Source organism: Rhodococcus sp. WMMA185 (assembly GCF_001767395.1).
Lineage (GTDB): Bacteria > Actinomycetota > Actinomycetes > Mycobacteriales > Mycobacteriaceae > Rhodococcus_F.
Map to the genome: position 1 here is coordinate 1,506,936 of NZ_CP017014.1, position 14,044 is coordinate 1,520,979.

At 63.5% G+C, this 14,044-nt stretch carries 12 protein-coding genes; all 12 read left to right on the top strand.

Annotated elements, in window-relative coordinates; translation table 11 throughout:
• Positions 1-10: 10 nt before the first annotated feature.
• The gene (locus BFN03_RS06835; RefSeq protein WP_070378382.1) at positions 11-571 is read left to right on the top strand and encodes a TetR/AcrR family transcriptional regulator; all 561 of its coding nucleotides are present in this window, start codon (positions 11-13) and stop codon (positions 569-571) included.
• Positions 572-688: 117 nt separating this feature from the next.
• A complete protein-coding gene (locus BFN03_RS06840) occupies positions 689-1,765 on the top strand; it encodes a M48 family metallopeptidase (RefSeq protein ID WP_157109569.1) in 1,077 nt (358 codons plus the stop codon).
• A 153-nt stretch (positions 1,766-1,918) separates the two neighbouring features.
• Complete coding sequence (locus tag BFN03_RS06845) at positions 1,919-3,550, top strand: methane monooxygenase (protein WP_070378384.1); 1,632 nt, start codon at positions 1,919-1,921, stop codon at positions 3,548-3,550.
• A gap of 86 nt (positions 3,551-3,636) precedes the next feature.
• Positions 3,637-4,680 carry a 2Fe-2S iron-sulfur cluster-binding protein gene (locus BFN03_RS06850; RefSeq protein ID WP_070378385.1) on the top strand — a complete coding sequence of 348 codons (1,044 nt, stop codon included), beginning with the start codon at positions 3,637-3,639 and terminating at the stop codon, positions 4,678-4,680.
• A gap of 51 nt (positions 4,681-4,731) precedes the next feature.
• The gene (locus BFN03_RS06855; protein WP_070378386.1) at positions 4,732-5,838 is read left to right on the top strand and encodes an aromatic/alkene monooxygenase hydroxylase subunit beta; all 1,107 of its coding nucleotides are present in this window, start codon (positions 4,732-4,734) and stop codon (positions 5,836-5,838) included.
• A complete protein-coding gene (gene mimD / locus BFN03_RS06860; RefSeq protein WP_070378387.1) occupies positions 5,835-6,179 on the top strand; it encodes a propane 2-monooxygenase effector subunit MimD in 345 nt (114 codons plus the stop codon). Before BFN03_RS06855 ends, mimD begins: the two co-directional genes overlap by 4 nt.
• Before the next feature lie 59 nt (positions 6,180-6,238).
• A complete protein-coding gene (locus BFN03_RS06865) occupies positions 6,239-7,285 on the top strand; it encodes an amidohydrolase family protein (protein ID WP_070378388.1) in 1,047 nt (348 codons plus the stop codon).
• On the top strand, positions 7,282-8,031 hold the full coding sequence (locus BFN03_RS06870; protein WP_070378389.1) for an iron-sulfur cluster assembly protein: 750 nt from the start codon (positions 7,282-7,284) through the stop codon (positions 8,029-8,031). The genes BFN03_RS06865 and BFN03_RS06870 overlap by 4 nt, the downstream gene beginning before the upstream one ends.
• Positions 8,028-9,053 carry an NAD(P)-dependent alcohol dehydrogenase gene (locus BFN03_RS06875; RefSeq protein ID WP_070378390.1) on the top strand — a complete coding sequence of 342 codons (1,026 nt, stop codon included), beginning with the start codon at positions 8,028-8,030 and terminating at the stop codon, positions 9,051-9,053. Before BFN03_RS06870 ends, BFN03_RS06875 begins: the two co-directional genes overlap by 4 nt.
• A 42-nt stretch (positions 9,054-9,095) precedes the next feature.
• Positions 9,096-10,745: a chaperonin GroEL gene (groL, locus tag BFN03_RS06880; RefSeq protein WP_070378391.1), complete on the top strand. Its 1,650-nt coding sequence runs from the start codon at positions 9,096-9,098 to the stop codon at positions 10,743-10,745.
• A 117-nt stretch (positions 10,746-10,862) separates the two neighbouring features.
• A complete protein-coding gene (locus BFN03_RS06885) occupies positions 10,863-12,611 on the top strand; it encodes a sigma-54-dependent Fis family transcriptional regulator (protein ID WP_070378392.1) in 1,749 nt (582 codons plus the stop codon).
• A gap of 186 nt (positions 12,612-12,797) precedes the next feature.
• Complete coding sequence (locus tag BFN03_RS06890; RefSeq protein WP_070378393.1) at positions 12,798-13,940, top strand: acyl-CoA dehydrogenase family protein; 1,143 nt, start codon at positions 12,798-12,800, stop codon at positions 13,938-13,940.
• Positions 13,941-14,044: the final 104 nt, after the last annotated feature.

The following is a 14,044-nucleotide window of genomic DNA, read 5'->3' on the forward strand; positions in this document are numbered from 1 at the left end:
CACTCGGGGGATGCCCGAACGACGCGCCCGTTCCGCTGCCGCCACCCGTGCCGCCATCCTCGACGCCGCCCGCACCCGATTCGGCGCCGAGGGTTACGAGCGCACCACGATGCGGGCCATCGCGTCGGATGTGGGGGTCGACCCGGCGTTGGTGATTCGCTACTTCACCAACAAGCAATCCCTGTTCGCCGAGGCGGCCGAATTCGATCTGGACCTACCCGACCTCCGGGGCGTGGCGGTGGAGGACCTCGCCACTGTTCTGATGCCGCGGTTCATCGCCGTGTGGGAGAAGGACGGTACGTTCCTACCCCTGCTCCGTGCGTCGGCGACCAGTCCGCAGGCCGCCGAGACGATGCTGCAGGTGTTCGCTGGTCAGGTGGCGCCCGCCCTCGGCGTGGTGGCGGTGGATCGCGCGCAGGAGCGTGCCGCCCTGGTGGGGTCGCAGATACTCGGACTGGCGTTCTCCCGGTACGTCCTTCGTGTTCCGCCGTTGGCGGAGATGGAGCCCGCACAGTTGGCGCGGTGGATCGGTCCGGTGCTCGAGCACTATCTCACCGACGACCCGGGATAGCGCGAGGCCGTTCCATCGCATCAACGCAGACGCGGCGCGAACGTGGATACAGTGGTCGAGGACGGTATCGGACAAATCCTCCGACGATCACGCCGGGGGATGCGCGAGGGAGGCGTCGTGGCCGCAGCACCTGACCGTACCCGCACTGTGTTTCCAGAGATCAGTTCGCGCGCGTGGGAGCACCCGGCCGACCGTGCCGCGCTGGTCACCCTGCGCACGCTGAAGGGGTTCGACACCGTATTTCGCTCCCTGTCCGGGCTGTTGCGGGAGCGCCAGCATCGGCTGATGTATCTGGCGACGTCGGTTCGGGTCGACGCCAGCCAGTTCGCCGATCTCGACGATCTGCGCGCAGACTGCGTCCGCATTCTCGACGCCGACGAAACGCCGGAGTTGTTCGTGTTGCAGACGCCGGTGGTGCAGGCGTTCACGATCGGGATGGACAAGCCGTTCATCGTGATCACCACCGGTCTGCTCGATGTGATGAACTACGAGGAGCAGCGGTTCGTCATAGGTCATGAACTCGGGCACGCACTGTCCGGGCACGCGGTGTACCGGACCGTTCTCATGCACTTGATGCGCCTGGCCGGGACGATCGGCTGGATGCCGGTCGGCGGGTGGGCCCTGCGCGCAATCATCGCTGCGTTGATGGAATGGCAACGAAAATCCGAACTTTCGGGCGACCGCGCTGGTTTGCTGTGCTGTCAGGACGAACACGCCGCGCTTCGGGTGCAGATGAAACTGGCCGGCGGCGCTCGCGTCGGCGAGATCGACACGGATGCATTTCTCGCCCAGGCTGCCGAGTACGAGGCCAGCGGCGACCTCCGCGACGGCGTCCTCAAACTCCTCAACATCGAACTCCTCGCGCACCCGTTCTCGGTGCTGCGGGCGGCGGAGCTGAAGAGGTGGGTCGACAGCGGTGCCTACGCATCGATCCTCAGCGGCGACTACCCGCGCCGGGGCGAGGACGACGACGCCAAGGTGACCGACGAATTCCGCACGGCGGCCCGGACGTACCGGAAGAATTTCGACGCCTCGACCGATCCACTGATCCGGCTCCTGCGCGAGGTGGGCGGCGGCCTGGGCGGAGCGGTCGAAGCGGTCGGCACCGGGGTCGGGGACGTCGCCTCGGACATCAGGGATCGGTTCATACGCCGGCGGCGGAGCCCCGAGGACCGAGACGAGGCCGACGAGTAGATCCCGTCGGATGCGGATTTCTGCGGTGAGGCTGAGATACCAACTGTCCGTCTCAGACTGAGACGACAGTGTGCTCTGTCACACGATCTAATCGAGTCACACGAGATCCGCTAGTGCGGGTGCGCGGTCGGCTCGCGATCAAGGAGGCCCACGGTGAGCAGACAAAGCCTGACAAAGGCTCACGCGAAGATCACCGAGTTGTCCTGGGAACCGACCTTCGCTACCCCGGCCACCCGATTCGGAACCGACTACACGTTCGAGAAGGCCCCGAAGAAGGACCCTCTCAAGCAGATCATGCGGTCCTACTTCCCGATGGAGGAGGAGAAGGACAACAGGGTGTACGGCGCAATGGACGGGGCGATCCGCGGAAACATGTTCCGGCAGGTCCAACAGCGCTGGCTGGAATGGCAGAAGCTGTTTCTGTCGATCATCCCGTTCCCGGAGATCTCGGCGGCCAGGGCCATGCCGATGGCCATCGATGCGGTGCCCAACCCGGAGATCCACAATGGGCTCGCGGTGCAGATGATCGACGAGGTTCGGCACTCGACGATCCAGATGAACCTCAAGAAGCTCTACATGAACAACTACATCGACCCTGCCGGGTTCGACATGACGGAGAAGGCGTTCGCAAACAACTACGCGGGCACCATCGGAAGGCAGTTCGGCGAGGGATTCATCACCGGGGACGCGATCACGGCCGCCAACATCTACCTGACCGTGGTTGCGGAGACCGCCTTCACGAACACCCTGTTCGTGGCAATGCCCGACGAGGCCGCGGCCAACGGTGATTACCTGCTGCCCACCGTGTTTCACTCGGTGCAGTCCGACGAGTCGCGGCACATCTCCAACGGCTACTCGATCCTACTGATGGCGCTCGCTGACGAACGGAATCGTCCGCTACTCGAGCGCGATCTGCGGTACGCCTGGTGGAACAACCACTGTGTGGTGGATGCTGCCATCGGCACCTTCATCGAGTACGGCACGAAGGACCGTCGCAAGGACCGCGAGAGCTACGCCGAGATGTGGAGGCGGTGGATCTACGACGACTACTACCGCAGCTACCTGATCCCGCTCGAGAAGTACGGCCTCACCATCCCGCACGACCTGGTCGAGGAGGCGTGGAAGCGCATCGTCGAACAGGGTTACGTCCACGAGGTGGCCCGGTTCTTCGCGACCGGCTGGCCCGTCAACTACTGGCGGATCGACGCGATGACCGACAAGGACTTCGAGTGGTTCGAGTACAAGTACCCCGGTTGGTACTCCAAGTTCGGCAAGTGGTGGGAGGAGTACAACCGTCTGGCCTACCCGGGGAGAAACAAGCCCATTGCTTTCGAGGAGGTCGGGTACCAGTACCCGCATCGCTGCTGGACCTGCATGGTGCCGGCACTGATCCGTGACGACATGATCGTCGAGAAGGTGGACGACCAGTGGCGGACCTACTGCTCGGAGCCGTGCTACTGGACGGACGCGGTTGCCTTCCGCGGCGAGTACCACGGCAGGCAGACCCCGAACATGGGCCGGCTCACAGGATTTCGTGAATGGGAAACCCTGCACCACGACAAGGACCTCGCCGACATCGTGAAGGACCTCGGCTACGTGCGCGACGACGGAAAGACACTCGTCGGGCAACCCCACCTCGACCTGGACGACCCGAAGAAACTGTGGACCCTCGATGACGTGCGAGGCAACACGTTCCAGAGCCCGAACGTGCTCTTGAATGAGATGTCCGACGCCGAGCGTGAGGCGCATGTCGCGGCATACCGAGCAGGAGCCACCCCGAGGTGAGAGAGGAGGCGGGGGTTGCGCGGAGCTAGCGCCCGGCGTCACCTCCGCCTCCAGCGCAATCCGCGCCCGAGTACAGGAGATGCTCCGTGGCCGACATGCACCGAATCAGTTTCGAGCCCGTCGACATCGAGATGGAGGTCGGGGAAGACGAGAGTGTCCTCGATGCTGCCTTCCGGCAGGGTATTCGGCTGATGCACGGGTGCCGCGAGGGGCGGTGCTCGTCCTGCAAATCCTACGTCCTCGACGGTGACATCGAAATGGAGAACTACTCGACCTTCGCGTGCAACGACGCCGAAGTCGAGGAGGGGTACGTACTTCTGTGCCGCTCGACCGCCTACAGCGACTGCACCATCGAACTGCTGAACTTCGACGAGGACGAACTCCTCAGCGGTATTCCCATCCAGGATGTTCGCGCCCGCGTTGTCGCGATCGAATCGATGACCAGGGACATCGTCTCACTCCGCCTTCGCCCCATCGAACCGGCGACCTTCGACTTCAAACCGGGCCAGTACGCCGACCTGCAGATCCCCGGCACCGAGGAGCACCGCTCCTTCTCCATGGCGACGACATCGTCGACGGCCGACGAGGTGGAGTTCCTCATCAAGAAGTATCCCGGCGGAAAGTTCTCCGGACTGCTCGACGGCGATATCGCGGATGGCGACGAGATCTTCCTGACCGGCCCCTACGGGACATTCACGCTCAAGCAAGGCCACGTACTTCCAGTGGTCTGTATCGGAGGTGGGGCGGGGATGGCCCCCATCCTCTCGTTGCTTCGGCACATGAGCGAGACGGGCAACGTACGTCCGGTGCACTTCTACTACGGAGCCCGCACCCCGGACGACCTGTTCTACCTCGACGAGATCCTCGGGCTCGGCAAGAACTTGACTGACTTCGCATTCGTGGCGTGCCTGTCGGAGTCGATGGAACCTGCGCCCCCGGGGCAGATCACCGTCGAGGAAGGCAACGTCACAGATGTCGTGAGCCGCCGGGAATCGGATCTCGGCAAGGCCGAGGTCTACCTGTGCGGCCCACCGCCGATGGTTGACGCCGCGCTCGCACTGCTCGAGGTGGGGGGAACACCGAAAGACCAGGTGTTCTACGACAAGTTCACCAGCCCGGCGGTCGAGTAGTCGCCGCGGGTATCTACAGCCCTACTCCACCGACAAGAACGAAGAAGAGACATGACCGCCACCACTGGGAGCAAGAATCGTAGCTTTCCCACGATCGAATTCACCGACTCCGAGGCCGGTGCACTCGACTTCCCGAGTTCGAAGAGCCGAAGCTACAGCTACTACACGCCGACCAAGCGTCGGGCCACCATGTACGAGGACGTGACCGTCGATGTCCAGCCCGACCCGGATCGGTACCTTTCACAAGGCTGGCTCTACGGATTCGGCGACGGACCGGGCGGATACCCGCAGGAATGGACGGTCGCGAAGTCGTCGAACTGGCACACCTTCCTCGACCCGAACGAGGAGTGGGAACAGACCATCTACCGCAACAACTCCGCGGTGGTGCGCCAGGTGGAGCTGTGCCTGAGCAACGCCAAGCGCGCGCGGGCCTACGACGGATGGAACGCGCCGTGGCTGAAGTTCGTCGAGCGCAATCTGGGCGCGTGGGCGCACGCCGAAAGTGGTCTGGCACTGCACGTGTTCATCGCGATCCAGCGCTCGGCGCCGACGAACATGATCAATAACGCCGTCTCGGTCAACGCTGCCCACAAGCTGCGTTTCGCACAGGATTTGGCGCTGTACAACCTGGACTTGTCCGAGGAGGTCGACGCCTTCGACGGCGCTGCACACAAACAGGTCTGGCAGGCCGAACCCGAATGGCAGCCCACCCGTCGGGTCGTCGAGCAATTGACCGCGGTACCGGACTGGTGCGAACTGCTCTTCGCCACCAACATCGTCTTCGAGCAGTTGGTGGGGTCGCTACTGCGCACGGAACTCGTGATGCAGATCGCCGCCCGCAACGGCGACTACATCACGCCGACGATCGTGGGCACGGGGGAGCACGATTACGACCGCGACCTCGCATACACGCGGAGACTCTTCCAGATGCTGGTTCGCGATCCCGAGCACGGGGAGTCGAACAAGGCTCTGTTCGGGACATGGCTGTCGACGTGGGTGCCGCGCTGCCTCGACGCGACGCGCGCTCTGCAACCGATCTGGTCGCAGCCGGCCGACAAGGTAGTTACCTTCGCATCGAGTCTGGATGCGGCCTGCACGAAGTTCCGTTTCCTGCTCGAGGATCTCGGGCTGGACATCCCCGAGGAGTTGGACAAGTGAGCATGCACTTCGGATCGGACACCGCATCATCCAACATGTGTGGGGTCACCTTGATGAACACTCCGATAGGCCGCACCGTCGCGGAAGTCATGGGCGCAAAGGATGGGGTCGAGCTGACCGAGTACCCCTCGATGATCCGCGTCGACGGCGAGCGGCTTCTCGACTTCGAGTACGACGAGCTCACCGAGGCATTGGGAGAGGAGTTCGACGGCTCCACGTTCGAGGAGATCAGCTCCACCCACTACGGACGCATGGTTCACCTCGACGACAAGACCATCCTCTTCGCGAACCCGGAGGATGCCGCCGAGTACATCGGGTTCGATCTCGCCGCGCAATCGTAACGGAGATCAGTTTCCCCCCAAGTATTTTGACGCGATCAAAGAAATCGGAGCATGGGATCATGTACGAGAAGAACGGCGAGAGATACTTCATCGTCGACGGGCACATCGCCCTCTGGGACGCCAGAGAGTCGAATCACAGGAATGTGCACGGCAAGCAGTTCATCGACTGCTTCTACGACTACCACAAGAATCTCAGCCCCGAAGACGTCGTGTGGGACTACGACACCTACACCTACTACGGGGGCGACCGCCTGCTCAGGGACGTATTCGTCGACGGATACGTCGATCACGCGATCTTCCAGCCAGTGTTTCTGAAGGACTTCTATGTCAACGGGTTCGGGCAGACCGAGGAGGCGTTCGAACTGGCACGGAGCCACCCCGACAAGCTGACGTACAACCATTCTTACGACCCGCGGCACGGGGAGGAGGGTCTCGTGCAGCTACGCGAGGACGCCGCCAGGATGAACTTGCAGGGGGTCAAGCTCTATACCGCCGAGTGGCACGGCGACTCCCGCGGTTACAAACTCGACGACTTGTGGTCGCGCCGGTACCTCGAGGAGTGCATCGAGCTCGGCGTCCGAAACATCCACGTACACAAGGGACCCACCATCCGTCCCCTCGATCGCGACGCCTTCGATGTGGCGGATATCGACATTGTCGCCACCGACTACCAAGACCTGCGTTTCGTCGTCGAACACGTCGGCCTGCCGCGGTTGGAGGACTTCTGCTGGATCGCCACCCAGGAACCGAACGTGTACGGCGGACTGGCAGTGGCCCTGCCGTTCATCCACACCCGCCCTAGGTATTTCGCGCAGATCATCGGTGAGCTGCTGTATTGGATCGGTGAAGACAGGATCCTCTTCGGGAGCGACTACGCGCTGTGGACTCCGAGATGGCTGATCGAGGAGTTCGTCGACTTCCAGATCCCCGAAGACATGCTCACCGACTACACGCAGATCACCGTCGAGCAGAAGAAGAAGATTCTCGGGCTCAACGCCGCGGCCCTCTACGACATCGAGGTGCCTGCCGATCTGGGACTGCCGGAGTCGCCTCGACCGGAAGGGGTCGGGGTCCCCGCGGGCGCACAGGAAGCGGTGCCGTCATGACCGCTCCACCTGCCACTCGTGTACAAGACGAGATCCTCGCTGTGCTTGCAAGGGTCACCGATCCCGAGCTCGACGAGCCGATCACCGAACTCGGATTCGTCCGGACCATCATCGTCGCCGACGACGGGGTGACCGTGCATCTGCGGTTGCCGACCGCATTCTGCTCACCGAATTTCGCGTATCTCATGGCATCCGATGCCCTGGATGCTCTGCGGACCGTGGAGGGCATCGGGAAGGTGCACATGCTGCTCGACGATCATCACGACAGCGACAAGATCAATGCCGGGTTGGAAGCTGACGCAGGATATGTCGGAACCTTCGGTCGGGAAGCTCAGGAGAGTCTGACCGAGCTCCGGAATACGTTCCTGCGCAAAGCGCATGCCGCCGCGATGGAGCGCTGTATCGCGGCATACTTGGAGCGTACGGGAATGGACGTCGGAGAGATTCACACGCTGACACTCCGTGATCTCTTGCCTGGCAATGACCGGGATGCGTTGCTGCGCCGCCGCGTCGCTATCGGTTTGAGTACTTCTGCGAACAGTCGTGTGCTCGTCGACGACGAAGGTAAATCGGTTGCCAGTGAGTCGGCACCGATGCGCCTGCGCTTTGCCAAGTCCGTGCGCATCTCCATGGAAGGGAACGCGCACTTCTGCCGACGGCTGCTCGCCACCCGTTACGCCGACAGCGATCAAGGCGGTGCCAGCCCCCGAATCACCGACGTCAGGACTGCGAGGAGCGATCGATGAAGGCCGTGCAAGTAGTGGGATATCACACGAAGTTGCAGCTGGCCGACATTCCCGAGCCGGGGATCGAGGGCCCGTTCGATGTCATCGTGCGAATTGGTGGCGCGGGAGTGTGCCGTACCGATATCCATATCCTCGAAGGGCAGTGGAAGGACAAGAGCGGGGTTGCGCTGCCCTACACGATCGGTCACGAAAACGCGGGCTGGGTGCACGCGGTCGGGGATGCGGTTACCAATGTCGGGGTGGGGGACAAGGTGATACTGCACCCACTGATCACCTGCGGTCTGTGTCGTGCCTGCCGGGCCGGTGATGATGTTCATTGTCAGGACAGCCAGTTCCCAGGCATCGACACCGACGGTGGCTATGCCGAGTTCTTGCGTACCACTGCTCGAAGTGTGGTCCGGATCGATGACGAACTCGAGCCCGCCGATGTCGCGGCGCTCGCCGATGCCGGTCTGACCGCCTATCACGCGGCGGCGAAGGTGGCGAGGGCGACCAGGCCAGGTGACGTGTGTGTGGTGATCGGAGCTGGTGGGCTCGGGCACATCGGTATTCAGGTGCTGGAGGCCATTTCCGGGGTGACGGTGGTCGCGCTCGATCGCAACCCTGACGCCGTTGATCTCGCCGTGAAGGTGGGTGCCGACCACGGGATCGTCGCGGACGGCACCCACGTCCAGCAGGTGCTGGATCTAACCGATGGGAACGGGGCGGAGGCAGTGGTCGACTTCGTCGGAGAGGGAGGCGCGACCCGGGAAGGGATCACGATGCTCCGTCGTGCGGGCAACTATTACGTGGTCGGTTACGGAGAGAACATCGATGTTCCCACTATCGATGTGGTCTCCACGGAGATCAATTTCATCGGGAATCTGGTCGGCTCGTACAACGACTTGCAGGATCTGATGGTCCTTGCCTCGCAGGGCAAGGTGACCCTGCACACGACGAACTATCGACTCGAGGACTTCCAGCGCGCACTCGATGACCTCGGCGCCGGGGGTGTACGCGGCCGGGCGATTCTCGTTCCCTAGAACGCGTCGAGCTCGAAGTAAAGTACGAAAGGAACTTCAGCCATGGCCAAGGAGTTGCGGTACGACACGGACGCGCGGTCACGTCTCGAGCACGGTGTCAACGCCCTCGCCGATGCGGTGAAGGTGACCCTCGGGCCGAAGGGGCGAAACGCGGTACTCGAAAAGCTCACGGGGCCGCCCACCATCACCAACGACGGCGTCACCATCGCGCGGGAAATCCAGCTGAGCGAGCCTTTCGCGAACATGGGTGCCCAGCTCGTCAAGGAGGTGGCGATGAAGACCAATGGCGTCGTAGGTGACGGCACCACCACCGCGATCGTGCTGGCACAGGCGATGGTGCACGAAGGACTGCGCGCCGTCGATGCCGGAGCCAACCCGGTGCGCTTGCGTCGGGGCATCGAACAGACCGTCCCGGTCGTCGTCGACGGGCTCCGCGGACAATCGGCTACGGTCGGCGGCCTGGGTGACCTCCAGCGGATCGCGAGCCTGGCGGCGAGCGACGACGACGCGATCGGTGAGACCATCGCCCACGCGGTCGATTATGTCGGCAAGTCCGGAATCGTCACCACCGAAGAAAGCGACACCCTCGGGATGTCGGTCGACATCGTCGACGGCATCGAGTTCGACCACGGCTACATCTCCGGTTACATGGTCACCGACCCCGAGCGGATGGTGGCGGTCCACGAGAACCCGCTGATCTTGTTGACCAACAAGAAGATCACCAAGGTGCAGGACATCATGCCCAGTATCGAGGTAGCCAAGCGTGCCGATCGACCTCTGGTAGTGCTGGCGGAAGACGTCGACGGTCCGGCTCTGCAACTGTTGGTCGGCGGAAATATGCACGCGACGATGCAATCCGTCGTCGTCCGCGCACCGGGTTTCGGTCACCGCCGAGTAGCCGAGTTGCAGGACCTCGCGGTGGCGTTGGGTGGGCACGTGATCGCCAAGGACACCGGAATCGAGTTGTCTGAGGCGGCGCTCGAACATCTAGGTTCGTGCAACCGAATCACCGTGACCGAGAACGGGACGACGATGGTCGGTGGGCACGGCGACCAGAGCCTGGTCGATGCCCGAATCTCCCAGCTCGAGGCTCAACTCGAGCGGGCGAGGATCGACACCGATCGAGACAGCCTCGAGCTGCGGATCGCCCGACTGGCCGGCCGGGTCGCCGTCATCCGCGTCGGCGGTGCGACCAGCGTCGAACTCAGGGAGCGGATGCTTCGAGTGGAGGACGCCTTGGCCGCCACACGGGCGGCACTCGAGGAAGGCATCGTGTCCGGCGGGGGCAGCGCGCTGATTCAGGCACAGCGAGCACTGGACGGACTCGAACTCTCTGGGGACGAGGGGATCGGGCGCGACGTCGTCCGGCGTGCCCTGGCCGAGCCGCTGCGCCGGATCGCGATCAACGCCGGCTTCGACGGCGACGATGTTGCCGAAGCCGTCGCGCAGCTACCTGTTGGGCACGGGTTCAACGCGCTCACCGGCGAGTACGGTGACATGTTTCGTGATGGTGTGATCGACCCGTTCACAGTCACCCGAGCCGCGTTCGTGAGTGCAGCGTCGATCGCTGCGCTGCTCATCACGACCGAGACCGCGATCGTGGAGGAGGTGGTGGGCAACCCCGGCGCAATCGTGGCGCCCGGGTTCGGCGACTTGGCCGAGGGCATGATCCGCCCGTCGAACATCTACTGACCGTTCGTGGCGCAAGCGGCGTATCAGGCACGCGCCGCTGTGATCTCGTGTCTCAGAATGAGACGGGGCTCATCGTGATGCGGCGTACCCTCGAGCCAGCAACGAAGGATTCGGCTCATGACCATCACAGACGCGCGGCAAGCACGGGAACGTTTTCTGACCGAACACGATCTCGACGCAGCTATACGCGAGAGTATCTCTACGTCCTGGAAACGATCGAAGGCGCTGAACGTGCGCGTCGATCGTCTCGACCTCCCGTTCGTTCGTGAACCGGACCCCGGTAGCCCTCTCATGTCGGCGGCCGCTCCGGTGCTCGAGCAACTGGTCGACGGGCTGTCCGACGAACCTGTCAGCGTCATCCTGACCGGTCCGGACGGAGTAGTGCTCACCAGAATTGCTGCCAGCCGAAGCCTCAATAAGGCGCTCGACACCGTCAATCTGGCTCCGGGCTACAGCTACTCGGAAGAGTCCGTGGGAACGAACGGAATCGGCACCGCACTCGAAACGCGTAAGCCTACGCTCGTGACCGGGGCCGAGCACTACTCCGAATGTCTCGAGCACTTGGCGTGCGCAGGCGTCCCGATTCTGCACCCGGTATCGGGCCACCTCGTTGGAGCGCTCGACCTCACCGGGTGGGTCGATGACGGGGGTCCGCTATTGGCCACGCTCGCAAGATCGGCCACGAAACAGATCGAGGGGCGATTGCTCACGCAGGCCAGTGCGGCGCAGACCGATCTGCTGAACGCATATCTGCGAGCCTGCCGGCGGTCACCACAATCGGGAATCCTCGCCCTCGGCGACGACGTCGTCCTGATCAACCGCCGACTCCGGGGGATCCTGGACGCCCAGGATCAGGCCACGCTTGTCGAACTCGGCCTCGATTCCTTTGGCCGTGCCGTCGAACACAGTCAGGTGGCCGTTCTTCCCAGCGGGCAGAGGATCCGCCTGTCCCATTCGGGTGATTGTCCCGGCGGAACGCACAGCGAGATGGCGCTCCTGCAGGTGCACCTCATCGACACCGAGGAACCGGAGACCCGCGGCGGAGGGGTGAACTCAGGTGTAGTGCGCGGACTCGCCGGATCCAGCTCGTCGTGGCGTTCAAGCTACGAGCAGATCGCAAGTTGTGTGCGGGAAGGGCAGTGGGTCGCGGTCTCGGGCGAGCAGGGATCGGGCCGCTGCCACGCGCTGAAGGTAGCGGCAACGCAAGATCAGTGCAGCATCACCCGTGTGTTCACTCCGGAAGACTTCCGTGCCGGGGCCGACGGCCTGCAGGTGCTCGCGCAAGAGCTCGAGCACGAGAGTTTCCGAATTATCCTTCGCGATCTCGACCGTCTCGGTGAGGCCCAGCAAGCTGCCATCGTGGAATTGATCCGAGATCGTCAGGACGACGGATGGATCGGCACCACGATCGGCAGTGTCGGCGAGGAACCGGTGGTCGATGCACTGATCCTCCCGCTATTCGACCGCACCGTGCCCGTCCCGGCATTGCGCCACCGGATCGAGGATCTCCGCGAACTGGTACCGCTGCTGCTCCGTCAGCTCAGCCATGGATCTGAGGTGACAATGTCTGCGCAGGCAATGCGGCAGCTGTGCAAGTACAGTTGGCCCGGCAACGTCGAACAGCTGCGGTCGGTTCTTCAGACAGTGGTGAACCGGCAACGTTCCGGCACCATCGAGGCCTCTGAGATTCCGCCCGTGTGTCGGACGCTGAGCCGACGTACCCTCACTCGGATCGAGGCTCTCGAACGCGACGCCATTGTTCGCAGTCTCGAAGAGAACCGCGGCAACAAGAAGGCGGCGGCCAAAGCCCTGGGAATCTCGCGAGCCACGATCTACCGAAGGATCAAGGAGTTCGGCATCGTCTGATTCCGACACCCGGCTTCCTCGAACCAGAACTACCGCGAGGTGTGGACGGTAGCCGGGAGGACGGATTTCTGCCCCTACTGCGGAGTCAGTGTTGGGCAGTGCCGGAAACAAGAAAGACGCTTCCGGCGCAGTAGTCTGAACCGCGAATCAGAACCGTCCTTCGCAGATTCTTCCCGAGGAGAACCCGTGGCCGTCGATCGCCTGCTGCCCACCGACGAAGCCCGTGACCTGATCGCGCTGACGCGGGACGTCGCCGACAAGGTCCTCACGCCGATCGTCGACGAACACGAGAAGACCGAGAAATACCCCGACGGCGTCTTCGCCACGCTCGGAGAGGCGGGGCTGCTCAGCCTGCCCTACCCGGAGGAGTGGGGTGGCGGTGGACAGCCGTACGAGGTGTACCTTCAGGTGCTCGAGGAGCTCGCAGCCCGTTGGGCGGCTGTCGCCGTGGCAGTCAGCGTGCACAGCCTCGCCTGCCACCCGCTGATGGTGTTCGGCACCGACGAGCAGAAACAGCGATGGCTGCCGGACATGCTCGGCGGCAACACCATCGGCGCCTACAGTCTCTCCGAGCCGCAAGCGGGTTCAGATGCCGCCGCGTTGTCGTGCAAGGCCGCGCCGACTGACGGCGGATACGTCGTGAACGGGGCCAAGGCGTGGATCACCCACGGCGGCATCGCGGACTTCTACAACCTCTTCGCGCGTACCAGCGAGGGCTCGAAGGGTATCTCCTGCTTCCTCGTACCGGGGGACACGAAGGGACTGACCTTCGGCAAGCCCGAGGAGAAGATGGGTCTGCACGCCGTTCCCACCACCTCGGCGCACTACGACGACGCATTTGTTCCCGCGGAACGGCGCATCGGCGCCGAGGGGCAGGGCCTGCAGATCGCGTTCAGTGCACTCGACTCCGGACGTCTGGGCGTCGCCGCGGTCGCGGTCGGGCTGGCGCAGGCCGCCCTCGACGAGGCTGTCGCCTACGCGCGCGAGCGCACCGCATTCGGGAAGAAGATCATCGATCACCAAGGCCTGGGCTTTCTGCTCGCCGACATGGCCGCTGCGGTCGATTCAGCACGCGCGACCTACCTCGACGCAGCGCGCCGCCGCGACGCCGGCCAGCCGTACTCCCGAAATGCGTCCATAGCGAAGTTGGTGGCAACCGATGCCGCGATGAAGGTCACGACGGACGCCGTCCAGGTCTTGGGCGGCTACGGCTATACCCGGGACTTCCGCGTCGAGCGGTACATGCGCGAAGCGAAGATCACCCAGATCTTCGAGGGAACCAACCAGATTCAGCGCCTGGTCATAAGCCGCTCCCTGGCCGCCGACTGATCAGAAGGCCGACGGGAACGCCGAAGAACTGGACGGTCGCGAAACTGTCCGACTTTCACGCCATCCTCGACCCGAATGAGGAATGGGAGCAGACTGTCTAGCGC

What these genes read in the sequence shown, in the direction of transcription:
- BFN03_RS06885 (WP_070378392.1), top strand. Translation starts at nt 10,863, where the DNA reads ATGACCATCACAGACGCGCGGCAAGCACGGGAACGTTTTCTGACCGAA.
- groL (WP_070378391.1), top strand. Translation starts at nt 9,096, where the DNA reads ATGGCCAAGGAGTTGCGGTACGACACGGACGCGCGGTCACGTCTCGAG.
- BFN03_RS06855 (WP_070378386.1), top strand. Translation starts at nt 4,732, where the DNA reads ATGACCGCCACCACTGGGAGCAAGAATCGTAGCTTTCCCACGATCGAA.
- BFN03_RS06875 (WP_070378390.1), top strand. Translation starts at nt 8,028, where the DNA reads ATGAAGGCCGTGCAAGTAGTGGGATATCACACGAAGTTGCAGCTGGCC.
- BFN03_RS06835 (WP_070378382.1), top strand. Translation starts at nt 11, where the DNA reads ATGCCCGAACGACGCGCCCGTTCCGCTGCCGCCACCCGTGCCGCCATC.
- BFN03_RS06865 (WP_070378388.1), top strand. Translation starts at nt 6,239, where the DNA reads ATGTACGAGAAGAACGGCGAGAGATACTTCATCGTCGACGGGCACATC.
- BFN03_RS06870 (WP_070378389.1), top strand. Translation starts at nt 7,282, where the DNA reads ATGACCGCTCCACCTGCCACTCGTGTACAAGACGAGATCCTCGCTGTG.